At 71.2% G+C, this 15,401-nt stretch carries 13 protein-coding genes and 1 pseudogene; 3 read left to right on the top strand and 11 right to left on the bottom strand.

Going from position 1 to position 15,401, the window contains the following annotated elements; all coding sequences use genetic code 11:
* Nucleotides 1–204 precede the first annotated feature (204 nt).
* Complete coding sequence (glnA, locus tag ACH4S9_RS05510) at nucleotides 205–1,566, bottom strand: type I glutamate--ammonia ligase (protein WP_311730051.1); 1,362 nt, start codon at nucleotides 1,564–1,566, stop codon at nucleotides 205–207.
* A gap of 484 nt (nucleotides 1,567–2,050) precedes the next feature.
* Here glnA and ACH4S9_RS05505 point away from each other — a divergent pair, with 484 nt between their 5' ends.
* Together ACH4S9_RS05505 and ACH4S9_RS05500 are read left to right on the top strand one after the other, a co-directional pair.
* Nucleotides 2,051–3,622 carry a multicopper oxidase family protein gene (locus tag ACH4S9_RS05505; protein ID WP_398369989.1) on the top strand — a complete coding sequence of 524 codons (1,572 nt, stop codon included), beginning with the start codon at nucleotides 2,051–2,053 and terminating at the stop codon, nucleotides 3,620–3,622.
* A 116-nt stretch (nucleotides 3,623–3,738) separates the two neighbouring features.
* Entirely contained in the window at nucleotides 3,739–5,496 is a 1,758-nt protein-coding gene (locus ACH4S9_RS05500; protein ID WP_398369987.1) for an NAD+ synthase, read from the top strand.
* Between the two features lie 280 nt (nucleotides 5,497–5,776).
* Here the strand turns inward: ACH4S9_RS05500 and ACH4S9_RS05495 are convergent, their stop codons facing one another.
* From ACH4S9_RS05495 to ACH4S9_RS05480, 4 genes and pseudogenes are all read right to left on the bottom strand, one after another.
* Nucleotides 5,777–6,562: an alpha/beta fold hydrolase gene (locus ACH4S9_RS05495; protein WP_398369985.1), complete on the bottom strand. Its 786-nt coding sequence runs from the start codon at nucleotides 6,560–6,562 to the stop codon at nucleotides 5,777–5,779.
* A gap of 65 nt (nucleotides 6,563–6,627) precedes the next feature.
* Complete coding sequence (locus ACH4S9_RS05490) at nucleotides 6,628–7,848, bottom strand: MFS transporter (protein ID WP_398369983.1); 1,221 nt, start codon at nucleotides 7,846–7,848, stop codon at nucleotides 6,628–6,630.
* Nucleotides 7,849–7,994: 146 nt separating this feature from the next.
* Complete coding sequence (locus tag ACH4S9_RS05485) at nucleotides 7,995–8,210, bottom strand: hypothetical protein (protein ID WP_398370560.1); 216 nt, start codon at nucleotides 8,208–8,210, stop codon at nucleotides 7,995–7,997.
* A gap of 27 nt (nucleotides 8,211–8,237) precedes the next feature.
* Nucleotides 8,238–8,548: pseudogene (locus ACH4S9_RS05480) on the bottom strand (methyltransferase domain-containing protein); the annotation flags it as partial.
* A gap of 50 nt (nucleotides 8,549–8,598) precedes the next feature.
* Between ACH4S9_RS05480 and ACH4S9_RS05475 the strand changes: the two are divergent.
* The gene (locus ACH4S9_RS05475) at nucleotides 8,599–8,949 is read left to right on the top strand and encodes a hypothetical protein (RefSeq protein ID WP_398369981.1); all 351 of its coding nucleotides are present in this window, start codon (nucleotides 8,599–8,601) and stop codon (nucleotides 8,947–8,949) included.
* Between the two features lie 31 nt (nucleotides 8,950–8,980).
* Here the strand turns inward: ACH4S9_RS05475 and ACH4S9_RS05470 are convergent, their stop codons facing one another.
* From ACH4S9_RS05470 to ACH4S9_RS05445, 6 genes are all read right to left on the bottom strand, one after another.
* On the bottom strand, nucleotides 8,981–9,946 hold the full coding sequence (locus ACH4S9_RS05470) for a hypothetical protein (protein ID WP_398369979.1): 966 nt from the start codon (nucleotides 9,944–9,946) through the stop codon (nucleotides 8,981–8,983).
* A gap of 112 nt (nucleotides 9,947–10,058) precedes the next feature.
* Nucleotides 10,059–10,211, bottom strand: coding sequence for a DUF397 domain-containing protein (locus ACH4S9_RS05465; RefSeq protein ID WP_398370521.1), 153 nt, complete (start codon nucleotides 10,209–10,211; stop codon nucleotides 10,059–10,061).
* Between the two features lie 231 nt (nucleotides 10,212–10,442).
* Entirely contained in the window at nucleotides 10,443–11,648 is a 1,206-nt protein-coding gene (locus ACH4S9_RS05460; RefSeq protein WP_311730060.1) for an MFS transporter, read from the bottom strand.
* Nucleotides 11,649–11,792: 144 nt separating this feature from the next.
* Nucleotides 11,793–12,821 carry an endonuclease/exonuclease/phosphatase family protein gene (locus ACH4S9_RS05455; protein ID WP_311730061.1) on the bottom strand — a complete coding sequence of 343 codons (1,029 nt, stop codon included), beginning with the start codon at nucleotides 12,819–12,821 and terminating at the stop codon, nucleotides 11,793–11,795.
* 212 nt (nucleotides 12,822–13,033) lie between these two features.
* Entirely contained in the window at nucleotides 13,034–13,678 is a 645-nt protein-coding gene (locus ACH4S9_RS05450; protein WP_311730062.1) for a TetR/AcrR family transcriptional regulator, read from the bottom strand.
* Entirely contained in the window at nucleotides 13,675–15,297 is a 1,623-nt protein-coding gene (locus ACH4S9_RS05445; RefSeq protein ID WP_398369975.1) for an MFS transporter, read from the bottom strand. The genes ACH4S9_RS05450 and ACH4S9_RS05445 overlap by 4 nt, the downstream gene beginning before the upstream one ends.
* Nucleotides 15,298–15,401: the final 104 nt, after the last annotated feature.

The following is a 15,401-nucleotide window of genomic DNA, read 5'->3' as shown; positions in this document are numbered from 1 at the left end:
CGGGTGACCAGGGCGGGCCCGATGACGAGCCTAGGCCCTGCGGGGCGGGTCGTGACGTGTGGGATCAGCGCCGGACGGATCGGGTCGCCGTGGCTGTCAGGGGCGGCGGCCTGACAAGATCGGTGAACCCTCGAGTCCCGGCCGGCGCCGTTTCGACGCCGGCCGGGAACACCGGTCCACCGGGGCATATCCGCTGAGCTGCGCCTACAGCACCGGCAGGTTCTTGCGCAGCTCGAAGGGGGTGACCTCGGAGCGGTACTCCTCCCACTCCTGCTTCTTGTTGCGCAGGAAGAAGTCGAAGACGTGCTCGCCGAGCGTCTCGGCGACCAGCTCGCTGCGCTCCATCAGGGAGATGGCCTCGCCCAGGTTCTGCGGCAGCGGCTCGATGCCCAGGGAGCGCCGCTCCGCGTCGGACAGCGCCCACACGTCGTCGTCGGCGCCGGCCGGGAGCTCGTAGCCCTCCTCGATGCCCTTGAGGCCCGCCGCGAGCAGCACGGCGTAGGCGAGGTAGGGATTGGCGCCGGTGTCGAGGGAGCGGACCTCGACGCGGGTGGAGCCGGTCTTGCCGGGCTTGTAGAGGGGCACGCGGACCAGCGCGGAGCGGTTGTTGTGGCCCCAGCAGATGTACGAGGGGGCCTCGCCGCCGGCGCCCGCGGTGCGCTGTGAGCCGCCCCAGATGCGCTTGTAGGAGTTGACCCACTGGTTGGTGACGGCGGAGATCTCTCCGGCGTGGCGCAGCAGGCCCGCGATGAAGGAGCGGCCGACCTTGGAGAGCTGGAACTCGGAGCCGGACTCGTAGAACGCGTTCCGGTCGCCCTCGAAGAGGGAGAGGTGGGTGTGCATTCCGGAGCCGGGGTATTCGGAGAACGGCTTGGGCATGAAGGTGGCCTGCACGCCCTGCTCCAGCGCCACCTGCTTCATGACCAGCCGGAACGTCATGATGTTGTCGGCGGTGGACAGCGCGTCGGCGTAGCGCAGGTCGATCTCCTGCTGGCCGGGGGCGCCCTCGTGGTGGGAGAACTCGACCGAGATGCCCATCGACTCGAGCATGGTGATGGCCTGGCGGCGGAAGTCCATGCCGATGTTCTGCGGGGTGTGGTCGAAGTAGCCGGAGGAGTCGGCGGGCTCCGGGCGGCTGCCGTCCACGGGCTTCTTGCTGAGCAGGAAGAACTCGATCTCGGGGTGGGTGTAGAAGGTGAACCCGAGGTCGGAGGTCCTGGCCAGGATCCGCTTGAGCACAAAGCGCGGGTCGGCGAACGACGGCGAGCCGTCCGGCATCAGGATGTCGCAGAACATCCGGGCGGTGCCGGGGGCCTCGGCGCGCCAGGGCAGGATCTGGAAGGTGCCGGGGTCCGGCTTGGCGATCATGTCGGACTCGTAGACCCGGGCGAAGCCCTCGATCGCGGAGCCGTCGAAGCCGATGCCTTCGTCGAAGGCTCCTTCGAGCTCGGCGGGCGCGACGGCGACGGACTTGAGGAAGCCGAGCACGTCGGTGAACCACAGCCGCACGAACCGGATGTCGCGCTCTTCGAGGGTGCGGAGCACGAACTCCTGCTGCTTATCCATGGTCCCCTATCCTTGCAGGTCAGACGGCTCTTGGGGTACGCGTGGGGCGCCTGTGGGCCCCAGTATCACCCGGCAGGGTTTCGAAGAGGTTTCGCGCCTCTCCCCCTAGTCCCCGCCACGATGTGTGCATCGTACTTTCATGTGGCCCCGGACGGCCCCGAGCGCCTGGCACACGGGCCCGCCACCGGGGTTTCGATACCCCTTGGGGGTAAGCTGTGGCCGCGGTCGGCAGGCTCCGGCAGCGAAGCGATCGTAGAGCCCATGGCCGACCGGAGGAACGCGATGCGCGGACAGCGGAGGGCAACGGCCGTCCGGTGCGGCCTGCCGCCATTGCGCGCCGCGCTGCCGCTGCTGCTCATATAAAAGCGCGTCCGCCCCCGCCCCGCGCCCCCGCGCCGGGCCGAGGCGCACGCGCCACCCCTCTCCCACGCAGCTCCGCTTTCACGCAGCTCACACGCATACATCGGCATTGGGGTGCTCACTCATGCACGCATACTCTCGCCGCGCCCTGCTCGGCGCGGGAATCGCCGCCGCGGGCGCGGTACCGCTCGCCTCCTGTTCCTTCTCCTCCTCCGCCTCCGACGACCCACAGGGCCAGCGGCGCGCCGGCAACGCCGGCCCGGCGGCCGCCCCCACCCCCGAGGGCTATGTCTCCCCCCACGGCGAGGAGGTCGCCGCCGCCGAGCGGAAGCGCGGGGAGGGGCCCGTACGGGAGATCCGGCTGACCGCCACCACCACCTCCTTCGACCTCGGCGGCCGTACGGTCAAAACCTGGGCGTACGGGGACGAGCTGCCCGGCAGGCCGATCCGGGTCACCGCGGGCGACACCCTCGCGGTCCGGCTCGCCAACCACCTGCCGCACTCCACCACCATGCACTGGCACGGCATCGCGCTGCGCAACGACATGGACGGCGTCCCGGGGGTGACCCAGCCGCCGATCAAGGCCGGGGCCTCCTTCGACTACCGCTTCACGGCGCCGGACCCGGGCACGTACTGGTTCCATCCGCACTCCGGCGTCCAGCTGGACCGGGGGCTGTACGCGCCGCTGATCGTCGACGACCCGAGGGAGCCGCTGGAGTACGACCTGGAGTGGCTCGTCGTGCTCGACGACTGGGTCGACGGGGTGGACGGCAGCACCCCGGACGCGGTGCTGGCGGAGCTCGGCGGCGGCATGGCCGGCCACGGCGACGACCCGGAGGAGCACCACGAGCCCGACCGCTCCGGCCCGTCCCGGAGGCTGGTGGGCGCCCGGAGCCGGCTGCTGGAGGGCGACCCGGGCGATGTGGACTACCCGTACTACCTGGTCAACGGCCGTACCCCGGACGATCCCCGGACCTTCCGCGCCAAGCCCGGCGACCGCATCCGCATCCGCATCATCAACGCGGGCGGGGACACCGCCTTCCGCGTCGCGCTCGGCGGCCACACCATGACGGTCACCCACACCGACGGCTTCCCCGTCGAGCACACCGACGCCGACACGCTGCTGCTGGGCATGGCCGAGCGCTACGACGTGCTGGTCACCGCCGAGGACGGGGTCTTCCCGCTCACCGCGCTCGCCGAGGGCAAGGGGCACACCGCGCAGGCCCTGCTGCGCACGAGCGACTCCGCCACCGCGCCGCGGCCGACCGTACGCCCCAAGGAGCTGGACGGCCGGCTGATCACCGCGGACCAGCTGAAGGCCGCGGAGGACGTGCGGCTGAGGCCCCGCGACCCCGACCGGACGATCCGGCTGCGGATCACCGGATCCATGAAGCGGTACGACTGGGCGATCAACGGCAAGCCGTACGACCCGGCGCAGCGCTATCCGGTGCGCCAGGGCGAGCGGGTCCGGCTGTCGTTCATCAACGGCACCGACATGTGGCACCCCATGCATCTGCACGGCCACACCTTCCAGCTGCCGGACGGCGGCCCGCGCAAGGACACCACGATCCTGCTGCCGCACCACAAGGTGAACGTCGACTTCGACGCGGAGAACCCGGGGCTGTGGATGATCCACTGCCACAACGTGTACCACTCGGAGTCCGGGCTGATGACGATCCTGGGCTACCGGAAGTAACCGTACGCGACGGGGCTCGGCCCGGTCTCGGCCGCACGCGGCGGCGGAGGCCGGGCCGACGTGATGAACGAGACACTCAGGGCCATCGCGTCAAAGAGACGATTACACTGGGCGCCGTGCCTCAACTTCGCCTCGCTCTGAACCAGATCGACTCGACCGTCGGCGACCTCGACGGCAACGCCGAGTCGATAGTCCACTGGACCCGGCACTCCGCCGAGCAGGGCGCCCACCTGGTGGCGTTCCCCGAGATGGTGCTGACCGGCTACCCCGTCGAGGACCTGGCCCTGCGCTCCTCCTTCGTGGAGGCGTCCCGCGCCGCGCTGCGCGCGCTCGCCGCCCGGCTGGCGGACGAGGGCTTCGGCGAGCTGCCCGTCGTCGTCGGCTACCTCGACCGCAGCGAGCGCGCCCAGCCGCGGTTCGGCCAGCCGGCCGGGGCCCCGCAGAACGCCGCCGCCGTGCTGCACCGCGGCGAGGTGATCCTCACCTTCGCCAAGCACCACCTGCCGAACTACGGCGTCTTCGACGAGTTCCGCTACTTCGTCCCCGGCGAGACGCTGCCCGTCATCCGCGTACACGGCGTCGATGTCGCCCTCGCCATCTGCGAGGACCTCTGGCAGGACGGCGGCCGGGTACCCGCCGCCCGCTCCGCCGGCGCCGGGCTGCTGCTGTCGATCAACGCCTCGCCGTACGAGCGCAACAAGGACGACACCCGCCTCGACCTGGTCCGCAAGCGCGCCCAGGAGGCGGGCTGCACCACCGCCTACCTCGCCATGATCGGCGGCCAGGACGAGCTGGTCTTCGACGGCGACTCGATCGTCGTCGACCGCGACGGCGAAGTGATCGCCCGCGCCCCGCAGTTCGCCGAGGGCTGTGTGCTGCTCGACCTCGACCTGCCCGCCGCCGACCCCGGCTCCGTACCGCAGGGCGTCGTGGACGACGGGCTGCGCATCGACCACGTCACCCTCTCCGCGGACCCGCTCCCGGCCTACGAGCCCGAGCTGGCCGGCGGCCAGGCCGAGCGGCTCGGCGACGACGAGGAGATCTACACCGCGCTCGTCGTCGGCCTGCGCGCGTACGTGGCGAAGAACGGCTTCCGCAGCGTGCTGATCGGGCTCTCCGGCGGCATCGACTCCGCGCTCGTCGCGGCCATCGCGTGCGACGCGGTCGGCGCGCGGAACGTGTACGGCGTCGCCATGCCGTCCCGCTACTCCTCCGAGCACTCGATCGCCGACGCCGCCGAGCTCGCCCGGCGCACGGGGCTGAACTTCCGTACGGTCCCCATCGCCCCGATGTTCGACGCCTACATGGAGTCCCTGCACCTCACCGACCTGGCCGAGGAGAACCTCCAGTCCCGGCTGCGCGGCACGATGCTGATGGCCATCTCCAACCAGGAGGGCCACATCGTGCTGGCCCCGGGCAACAAGTCCGAGCTGGCCTGCGGCTACTCCACGCTGTACGGGGACTCGGTCGGCGCGTACGGCCCCATCAAGGACGTCTACAAGACCTCCATCTTCCAGCTGGCGAAGTGGCGCAACCGGGCCGCGGAAGAGCGCGGCCAGACGCCGCCCATCCCGGAGAACTCGATCACCAAGCCGCCGAGCGCGGAGCTGCGCCCGGGGCAGGTCGACACCGACTCCCTCCCCGACTACGACGTGCTGGACCGCATCCTGGAGCTGTACGTCGACCGGGACCAGGGCCGGGCGGAGATCGTCGCGGCGGGCTACGACGACGAGCTGGTCACGCGGATTCTGCGGCTGGTGGACACCGCCGAGTACAAGCGGCGCCAGTACCCGCCGGGCACCAAGATCTCCGCCAAGGGCTTCGGCAAGGACCGCCGCCTGCCCATCACCAACCGCTGGCGCGAACACGGCTGACGGCGGGCGGGGAGGTTTCTCCCCTCCCCTCCCCTCCCCGCCCCTTCCCCTCACCTGAGGCTCCGCCCCAGCCCCCCGCGCGCGCAGGGGCACCTGCCCCACGCGGCCAAGCCGCGCGGTTCGGCCAGGGTGCCGTAGAGAGTTCCGCGCCTCCGCCACACGGCAGGGGCTTCGTCCCAGCCCCAGTTGTGGGAAGGGGCGGGAGGGGCAGTGTCCGAGCGGCGGTCGATATGCGGCTCCGCCGCGCGGGGCTCCGCCGCGTGGACCCGCCGCAGGGGGCCTAGTCGGCCACGTGCGCGTCCAGGAACTTCCTGATCAGCCCCAGCCACTCCGCCGACGCCTCCAGGAACGGCACGTGGCCGGACTGGATCTCGGCGAACTGCGCGCCGGGTATCCCGTCCGCGACCTGCCGGTGGTGGTACGGCGTCGCCATCGCGTCGAGGGTGGTGGAGATGACCAGCGTCGGCACCCGGACCCGGCCCAGGTCCTCGCGTACGTCCACGCTCCCCACCAGCTCGACCTGCTCGACCGCCCCGGGCGGTACGGACGCGCGGGTCCCGGCGACCGCCTCAGCGAGCTGCTCCGCGGTCATCCGGTCCAGGAACGGCGCGCCGGCGGCGGTGAGAACGGCCCAGCGGGCCGCCGCCTCCTGGTCGTCCGACCGGAGGTGGCGCAGCCAGTCCTCGACCAGCAGCCGCATCCGCGCGCTCGGGTGCGCGAAGGTGGCCGTCAGCACCAGGGCGGTCACCCGCTCCGGGTGCCGGCTCGCGGCCCGCAGGGCGACCGGGCCGCCCAGGGAGTACCCGGCGATCGCGAAGGTCTCGAGCCCCTCCTCGACGGCGGCGGCGACGAGCTGGTCGGCGAGCCGGTCGAGGTCCAGCGGGCCCTCGGCGCGCGGGCTGCGGCCGGAGCCCGGGTAGTCGGGGCCGACCACCTTGTACCGGGCGGCCAGGCCGTCCAGGATCGGGCCGTAGTTCGCGTCGATGCCGCCGGTGCCGCCATGGGCGAGCAGCAGCCCGGGGCCCGAGCCGCGCACAATGCGGCCGAGGGGCAATGTGGTGGTCATGACGATGTTCCCTCCATGGATGGTCGATGTGCTGTTCCCGGCGCCGCGAGGGGCTGTCCGGGCGATCACAGGGCTTGCCGCGCCGAATCGGCGCCTTCGCTTCGGCCCGGCCGTACGCCGGCACGCCCTGTGAAGACGGTGTCGGCCGTCAGACCGAGCCCGGCCAGCACGACGAGCGCGCCGACCGGGGCGAGTGCTGTCAGGCCGAGGCCGCCGCTGTCGAGGACCCGGCCGCCGAGCCAGGACCCGGCCGCGATGGCGAGGTTGAAGACGGAGGTGTACGCGGAGACGGCCAGCGTGGGGGCGTCCGGCGCGGCGGCCACCGCCTGGGTCTGCAACACTGGCACCAGCGCGAAGGCCACCACACCGAGGCCGAACACCACCACCGCGGCCGTCGCGGCCCAGTGGCCGGCGACCGCGAAACCGGCCAGCGCGGCCGCCAGCGCGCCGATCAGGGCGCGCAGCGCGCTCTGGGGGCGGCGGTCGGCCAATCGACCTCCGACGAGGTTGCCGACGAGCGCCCCGCCGCCGAAGACGACCAGCAGGACCGTGACGGCCCCCTCGCCGAATCCGGCGACGCCGCCGAGTATCGGCGCGATGTAGGTGTAGACGACGAAGAATCCGGTCTCCGCGACCAGGGTGACCGCGAGGAGTGCGACGGCCCGGCGGGCGCGCAGTGCCGCGAGCCCGTCGCGGAGCCGGGGCGCCGAGTCCGGGCGGACGGCCGGAACGAGCAGTGCGACGGCCACGAACGCCAGCGCGCTGACCGCGCCGAGGGCCCAGAACGTCGCCCGCCAGCCATGGGCGTTCCCGATCCAGGTGCCGAGCGGAGCGCCGAGGACGGTGGCGAGGTTCAGCCCGGTGGACACGAAGGCGACCGCCCGGCCCCGCCGCTCCTCGGGGACCATCGCCGCGGCGGTGACCACGGTGATCGCGAAGAAGGTGCTGTGGGTCAGCGCGGTGAGCACCCGCGCGGCCATCAGCAGCCCGAACCCGCCGGCGCTCGCGGCCACCAGATTGCCCGCCGTGAACACCCCGAGCAGCCCCAGCAACGCCCCCTTCCGCGGCGCGCGCAACGTCAGCGCGGTCACCACAGGACCGCCGACGGTGACCGCCAGCGCGTAGCCGGTCACCAGCATCCCGGCGGTGGGCACGGACACCCGCAGATCACCGGACAGCTCCGGCAGCAGGCCCACGACCACATACTCGGCCGTGACCACCACGAACAGGCATGCGGCAAGCGCGGCGAGCGCGAGCCGGTTCACGCGGGGAGACGTCGAACTCATGCCCGCGAAGCTAAGGTCTCACATCGGTGTCAAGGTCAAGCCGACGGTGAGGCCGCGGATCACGGCCCCCGGGGCCGCTCAGACTGAGCTTGTGGTGAGTATCGGACGGCGACACGCCGACGCCACGGCGTGTCGCCGTCCGATACTCACCACAAAGTCACTGGCGTCTCACGCCCGTCGGCCTCCCGGACGTAACCGAAGCGGTCTTGAGCGGGCCGACCGTGGTCGTTCCACCAGAGCCAGGCGGCCTCCGTCCGCTCCCACAGGTCGACGGCGCCACCGTAGGTGACGGTGCCGACGCGCTCCCCGGTGAGCGGGGCGCGGGCCCACGACCCGTCACGCCGCTGAAGCTGGATCGCCATGTCACCGGTCTCGTCGTCGAGGTGGTAGACGATGCTGCCGCCGGGTCGGGTCTGCTCGATCCATGTGGCAGGGATGCCACGGACCGAGCAGGTCGCGATAATCCTCTCGAATGCGGAGTGCGCCGGGTAGCCATTCGTCCGTCGCCGGTGGCGAGGTGCGGTTGAAATCCGACAGTGGCGAGTCGGCCGCGGGCGGTTTCGACGAGGTCCGGGTCGATATCGATGGAGTGCACAAGGCTGTCGCCGAAGCGAGCGCTCAGGAGGGCTGCGTTATAGCCGCTGCCTGTGCCGATTTCGAGGACCCTGTGTCCGTCCTCCACGCTGAGGTCTTCGAGCATGTGCGCCATGAGGCTGGGCAGAGTGCTGGATGACGTGGGCACGCCAGTCCATGCGTTTCGACACCGCAGCCCCCGGCGACCCACTCGAAGACCTCGGATACATGGCCTGGACCTGGTGCGTCTCATCCAAACCCGATGCCCCACCCGCCGACGAGCAAGCCGCGCAGGTACGACTCCTGGCCGACGCCTACGGACTTCACGCGCATGAGCGCGGCGGCCTCATTGACGCCATGCTCGACCGCCAAACGCGCAATGCCCGCTGGTGGCGCGAGCAGCTTGACGGTCCGGGGCGTTCCCGGGTCGCTTCAGCAGAGCAAATCCTCTCCCGCATCGCATGGTCGGAACGCGAACACGCCTCCACGGTCACCAACCGGCCTGCACTCGCCTCCGCACTGCGGTGAAGAGCCCCTGCTCATCGCAAGTCCATACTCGCTACGAAACTGGCTGACCGCCGGACAAGTGGGCCAAAGCGCCCCGGATATCCCGGATCATCTTTCCGGGCCGCCGGTACACATCACTCGCCGAGAACCTAAGGATGTGGCGCACTTCCGTGCACGACATCATGTCGTTGAAACGGACCGTGTCCCGCTGATGCTGGTCCCGGCTGCCGTGCCATCGGTAACCCTCGATCTCAACCACCAGGCCCTGCTCCCGGAACAGGAAGTCAGGGAAGAGCCGCCGCCCCGCCTGGGTGATGAGCGGCACCTGTGACTCCGCGTAGAGCCCCGCGTCGTTCATCCGCAGCCGGGCGATCGTCTCCGCAGGCGAGCCAGCCTTCGGATCCGCCATCGCCAGCCATTCGCGTGCTGCCCTCGTGCCCTGGGGCGCAGCCCCGCTCTCCAGGGCGCGCGCGATCTCTCCAAGCGTGGTGCACGGCTCACGCCGCCGCCCCACCGTGTCCACGTCCCGGCTGGGACGCCGACTCACAGCGGACTCCACCGCCACCAGCGCCTCGTCCCGCGGCCCGGCCCGCAGCAGATCCGCCATGGTGCGCGCCACGGTCGTGACCCTCAGCCCGGCTAGGGTGGTGATCTCCTCCGCACCGAGCGGCAGTCGATGCAGCACCCCGCCGTGCATGGTGGGTCTACGGCCGCAGGGCCCGATGAACTCCACGCACTGGGCACTCGTCTCGATGTCGTGCAGTACCGCAGCCGCCGTGTGGCTCACCACCAACTGTGGATGCGCGAGCTGGTTCGCCCACAACAGCGTCACCCCGTCCACCGCCCGCCCCGGCTCGGCCCAGATCCCCCGGCCGATCCGCGTCCACCCGTCGCCCAGCAGGCACCGGTTCAGCTGCCGCCGATCCCATCCGCCCGCCAGCGCCTGAGCCGTCAGCACCACGCCGCCTTGGGCACCGGCCAGCCCGGTCAGCGAGACCGCGTCCCCCGTCCCCGTCATCCCCTCAGGGTGCCGCCTGCCTCCGACCGCCGCCTGGCCCTGTGGATAACTCGGTTTGCGGTGAGTATGAGACAGCGACACGCCGACGGCACGGCGTGTCGCTGTCTCATACTCACCGCAAGTGGTCGAGCTCCCCTGCCTTGGCCGCCCGGATGAAGCTCGCGAGCGGGCGTGGGGCCGTACGTATGGCTGTGCCGGGGGCTTCGCTCTCGCGGAGGTGTATCGCGCCGTCGGTGGCGGCGAGTTCCAGGCATTCGTTGTTCACCCCGTTGCCGACATGGACAATCCCCCCTGTCACATACTCGCCGTGCACGAAGCGTGTTCGAGTGCGCGTCCCAGCGTAACCGACGGCCTCCCGCCCCCTCGACTGGGTTACGCACCGCAGTTGTCGGCTGACCGCCCACCCATGTCGCGCACCACAACGTCGCGCTCCCGCCCCCGGCCGAGGCCAGGAGCGGGAGCGCGTTCATGCAGACGGTTGGGGCGGGCGGGGAGGTCAGCCCACCTCGGAGAGGCGGGGCATCGACTCGCTGGTCGCCACCACGCGGGACACCCCGCGCGGCTCCCGGTCGAGCGCGCCCGCCGTGACCGCGACGGCCAGGCCGATGACGGCCAGCGCCGCGCCGACCAGGGTCGGCGAGGTCCAGCCCCAGCCGGCCGCGATCGCGACGCCGCCGAGCCAGGCGCCGCCCGCGTTGGCGAGGTTGAAGGCGGAGTGGTTGGAGGCGGAGGCGAGGGTCGGGGCGTGGCGGGCCTTGTTCATGACCAGCATCTGTAGCGGGGTCGTGGTCATGAAGCCGACCGCACCCAGCACCACGACCGTGACCATGGCCGCCCACTTCACATGCACGGTGAAGTCGAACAGCACCAGCACCGCCGCGAGCGCCGCCAGCGATCCGTAGAGCGTGGGGCGCAGGGCCCGGTCGGTGAGCGGGCCGGCGATCAGCGCGCCGAGGGTCATGCCGATGCCGAAGAGGGCCAGCACCACGGTGACGGAGGTCTCGGCCAGGCCGGTGACCTCGGTCATCATCGAGGCGAGGTAGCTGTAGACGGCGAAGACGCCGGCGAAGCCGAAGACCGCGGTGAGCAGCCCGAGCACGACCTGGCGGTCGCGCAGCGCGCCCAGCTCGTGGCGGAGGCCGGCCTGCTGGTCGAGGGAGATCTGGGGGACGAGCCGGGCGAGCGCGGCCATCGCGACGACGCCGATCGCGGCGACCACGACGAAGGTGGCGCGCCAGCCGAGGCGCTGGCCGAGCAGGGTGGCCACGGGCACGCCGACGATGTTGGCGACGGTGAGGCCGAGGAACATGGTGGCGACCGCGCGGGCCCGCCGCTCCTCCGTCACCAGCCGGGCCGCGACCACCGCGCCGACGCCGAAGAACGCGCCGTGCGGCAGCCCGGCGAGCACCCGTCCGGCCACCAGCAGCCCGTAGGAGGGGGCCAGGGCGGAGGCGAGGTTGCCCACCGTGAAGAGGGCCATGAGAAGGATGAGCATCCGCTTGCGCGGGATGCGGGAGCCGAGGGCGGTCAGGAGCGGAGCGCCCACCACGACACCGATGGCGTAGGCGGAGACGAGGTACCCGGCGGTGGGCACGGAGGTGCCCAGGTCATCGGCGACGTTGGGCAGCAGGCCCATCATCACGAACTCGGTAGTACCAATGCCGAAGGCGCTCACAGCGAGTGCGAGCAGGGCCAGGGGCATGAGAGACCTTTCAAACGAAGGAGAAAACGGCAGGGGGACTGTATGTTCGTTTCCGAAACAAAGTCTCTCACGCGTTTTGTTCCCGGCGAGAATCGCCCAGGTGAACTTGTCGTTAGATCTCTCGGGCGCTGCCCCGCGCCACGCTCAGAGCTTGACCGAGGCCGCCACCGGCAGATGGTCGCTCCCGGTCCGCGGCAGGGTCCACGCCGAGACCGGTGTCACCCCGCGCACCATGATCTGGTCGATGCGCGCCATCGGGAACGACGCGGGCCAGCTGAAGCCGAACCCGTCGCCCGCCGCGCCCTGCGCGGACCGCAGCTGTGAGGTGACGGGGGCCAGCGAGCGGTCGTTCATGGTGCCGTTGAGGTCGCCCAGCAGGATCACCTTGTCCTGCGGCTCGTTGGCGATGGCCGCGCCCAGCGCGTCCGCGCTGTCGTCGCGCTGCCCTGCGGTGAAGCCCGCGTTGAACTTCACCCGTACGGATGGCAGATGCGCGACGTACACCGCGACCCGGCCGCCCGGGGCGTCGACGACGGTGCGCATCGCCCGCGTCCAGCCCAGTTTGATGTCCACCGGCTTGGTGCCGGAGAGCGGGTACTTGCTCCACAGCCCGACCGTGCCCTGGACCGTGTGATAGCGGTAAGTGCCCTCCAGCGCCCGCGCATACGTCTGCACCGCGCCGCTCTTGAGCTCCTCCAGAGCCACCACGTCCGCATCCGAGTCGGCCACGTCCTTCGCGGTCTCGGCCGGATCGGGGTTGTCCGCGTTCACGTTGTGGGTGACGACGGTCAGATCGCCGCCGCTGCCGGACTTGTCGGAGAACATGAGCCCGCCGAAGAGGTTCAGCCATACGGCGACCGGCAGCACCAGCGAGAGCACGGCGCTCGCCGACCGGCGTACCAGACCGAGCACCAGCAGGATCGGGATCAGCAGGCCCAGCCAGGGCAGAAAGGTCTCGAGCAGGCTGCCGAGGTTGCCCACGCGGTTCGGGATCTCGGCGTGGAAGATCATGACCAGGGTGAGCAGCACCGCGATCGCCGCCAGCACCAGCCCCCGCCGCCAGATGCCGCGGTCACGCCGGAGCCGGCCGAGGAGGCGCCGGGCCCGGGAGCCGGTCGGCTCAGGAGCGTCTCCCCCGTGCTGTTCCGTCTCCTGCGTGTACGCCTGCGCCATTCGCTGTCCGTCCCTCGCTGCCTCAGCCAACTGCCGCGCCCTGGGCTACGACCCTAGGCGATGAGCAGGCCCTTCCCCGACGCTCCGGGCAAGCGCCCCCGGGTGGGGGACGTTCGCCGGGAGCGTACGGGTTCCGGTTCCCCGGGGAAGTCGGGACCGTTGTGACACAACGGGCACAAACCGGCCCTCGGCCGGCCGTCCACCGTCCGGCGTCAGGCCCGGGGCCGCACCCCCTCCAGCACCGTATCGACGATGCTCTCGGCCAGTCCCTCCGGCAGCGCCTTCCACTCCTGAAGAATCGCGCGGGCAAGCATCGGGCCGGTGAACAGATCGGCGAGCAGGTCGATATCGAGGTCGTCGCGGATCTCCCCGCTCGCCACCCCGCGCCGCAGCACCTCGCGCAGCACCTCGCGCCGGGCCGCTATCACATGCTCGTCATAGGTGCGCCACAGCTTCTGGTTGGCGTGCATCTGGGTCAGGACGGTGCGCAGCAGGGCGGAGTTGCGCTTGGCCAGGCCGCGCCGTCGCATGAGCTCCAGGATGGTGACCAGGTCGTCGCGTACCGAGACGCCGTCCGGCCGCGGGCTCGGCTCCTCCAGGGAGCGCAGCACATCGATCATCAGCGCGTCCTTGCCGGACCAGCGGCGGTAGAGGGTGGCCTTGCCGACGCCCGCCTCGCGCGCGATCCCCTCGATGGACAGCTCGCCGATCGTGGCGCCCTCCTCGATCAGCCGCAGCGCGGCCTCGATGATCGCGGCATCGGCGGCGGCGCTGCGCGGCCGCCCCGGCAGCCGGGCCCCGGAGCAGCCGGGCGCGGGAGTATGCGAGGGGGTGGGCGGTGGCGCGGGCGTGCTCATCGGGGCGCCCCGGCTCCCGCCTTCTCCCGCGGCAGCCCGGCGCCGGGCTCGCCTTCGGCGGCGTCCTTGCCGGGCAGGAAGGCCACCACGACGAGCGCGCCGAAGAGGGCGACGGCCGCCGAGCCGAGGGCAGCGACGTGCATGGCATGGATAAAGGCATCGTGCGCCGGGCCGATCAGCACCTGGCCCTTGGGCCCGAGCCGCTCGGCGAGGCCGAGGGTGGCCTCGACGGACTCCCCCGCCGTGTGCCGTACGGAGTCGGGCAGGCCATCCACGCCCGCCAGCGTGTCCTTGATGCCGTCGCGGTAGACGGTGGAGAGCACCGACCCCAGCACCGCGACCCCGAGCGCGCCGCCGACCTGGCGGAAGGTGTTGTTGAGCGCCGAGCCGGAGCCGGCCTTCTGGCGCGGCAGCGACTGCATGACGGTCAGCGTGACGGGCGGCATGATGTGCGCCATCCCCGCGCCCTGGACGAAGAACAGCACCTCCATCACCACCAGCGGGGTGTCCGCCTCGAGCAGCAGGAACCCCGCCATGGTCACGGCCACCATCAGCATGCCGGCCGCGCACACCGCGCGGGCCCCGAACCGCTCGACGACCAGCCGGGTGCGCGGGGCGAAGATCAGCTGGGCGACGGCGAGCGGCAGGATCAGCAGGCCGGACTCCAGCGCGCTGTAGCCGCGCACGCTCTGGGTGTAGAAGACCATGAAGAACGTCACGCCCATCAGGGCGAAGAAGACCAGGGCGATGGCGGCGATGGCGGCCGAGAAGGCGGGCTTGCGGAAGTACGAGATGTCGATGGCCGGGTGCTCGCTGCGCTTCTCGTACACCACGAACAGCGCGAGGACGATCAGCCCGCCGCCGATCGTGCCCAGCACCTTCGGGTCGGTGAAGTCGGCGATCTGGCCGCCCTTGATGATGCCGTACACCAGCAGCACCAGGCCCACGACCGACAGCACCACACCGCCGGGGTCGAGCCGGCCGGGCGCCGGGTCCTTGGAGTCGGGGACCAGCAGTGCCATCGCGACCAGCGCGACGGCGACGACGGGCACATTGACGAAGAAGACCGAGCCCCACCAGAAGTGCTCCAGCAGCACACCGCCGGTGATCGGGCCGATCGCGATGCCGAGGCCGACCGCGGCGGTCCAGATCCCGATGGCCTTGGGCTGCTCGTCGCGCTCGAAGACGTTCACCAGGATGGCGAGGGTGGCGGGCATCACCAGGGCCGCGCCCAGACCCATCAGCGCGCGGAAGCCGATCAGCTCGCCGGGCGAGCCGGAGAACGCGGCGAGCACCGAGCCGATGCCGAACACCGCCATGCCGCTGAGCAGCACCTTCTTACGGCCCAGCCGGTCGCCGAGAAGTCCGGCGGTGAACAGCAGCCCGGCGAAGACGAGCGTGTAGGAGTTGATCGCCCATTCCAGCTCGCTCTGGCCGGCGCCGAGCCCGGTCGGCTTGGGCGAGGCGATGGTCTTCATCGCCACGTTGAGTATGGAGTTGTCGAGGACGACGACCAGGACGCTGAGCATCAGCACGACCAGGATCGCCCACCGTCTGCGGTGGACCGCCTCGGGGACGCCGCTCCCGGCGGGGGCGTCCTGAGTCTGGGAATCAGCCATGTTTCCCAGGCTAGGCAGGGTTCCGAGACGGCCCCGTATCGTATTGGAAAGTCTTTGCGAGCCTTTACCGGCCTTTACCGTCGCCGGGCTTTACGGCCCACTGT

The organism is Streptomyces sp. NPDC021225, from assembly GCF_044332865.1.
GTDB lineage: Bacteria > Actinomycetota > Actinomycetes > Streptomycetales > Streptomycetaceae > Streptomyces.
The sequence above is the reverse complement of the archived record's forward strand: the minus strand, read 5'-3'. Positions and strand labels throughout refer to the sequence as shown.

What these genes read in the sequence shown, in the direction of transcription:
- ACH4S9_RS05455 (WP_311730061.1), bottom strand. Translation starts at nt 12,821, where the DNA reads ATGGCGCAGGCGTACACGCAGGAGACGGAACAGCACGGGGGAGACGCT.
- ACH4S9_RS05490 (WP_398369983.1), bottom strand. Translation starts at nt 7,848, where the DNA reads ATGAGTTCGACGTCTCCCCGCGTGAACCGGCTCGCGCTCGCCGCGCTT.
- ACH4S9_RS05450 (WP_311730062.1), bottom strand. Translation starts at nt 13,678, where the DNA reads ATGAGCACGCCCGCGCCACCGCCCACCCCCTCGCATACTCCCGCGCCC.
- ACH4S9_RS05470 (WP_398369979.1), bottom strand. Translation starts at nt 9,946, where the DNA reads ATGACGGGGACGGGGGACGCGGTCTCGCTGACCGGGCTGGCCGGTGCC.
- ACH4S9_RS05495 (WP_398369985.1), bottom strand. Translation starts at nt 6,562, where the DNA reads ATGACCACCACATTGCCCCTCGGCCGCATTGTGCGCGGCTCGGGCCCC.
- ACH4S9_RS05445 (WP_398369975.1), bottom strand. Translation starts at nt 15,297, where the DNA reads ATGGCTGATTCCCAGACTCAGGACGCCCCCGCCGGGAGCGGCGTCCCC.
- ACH4S9_RS05505 (WP_398369989.1), top strand. Translation starts at nt 2,051, where the DNA reads ATGCACGCATACTCTCGCCGCGCCCTGCTCGGCGCGGGAATCGCCGCC.
- glnA (WP_311730051.1), bottom strand. Translation starts at nt 1,566, where the DNA reads ATGGATAAGCAGCAGGAGTTCGTGCTCCGCACCCTCGAAGAGCGCGAC.
- ACH4S9_RS05460 (WP_311730060.1), bottom strand. Translation starts at nt 11,648, where the DNA reads ATGCCCCTGGCCCTGCTCGCACTCGCTGTGAGCGCCTTCGGCATTGGT.
- ACH4S9_RS05485 (WP_398370560.1), bottom strand. Translation starts at nt 8,210, where the DNA reads ATGGCGATCCAGCTTCAGCGGCGTGACGGGTCGTGGGCCCGCGCCCCG.
- ACH4S9_RS05475 (WP_398369981.1), top strand. Translation starts at nt 8,599, where the DNA reads ATGCGTTTCGACACCGCAGCCCCCGGCGACCCACTCGAAGACCTCGGA.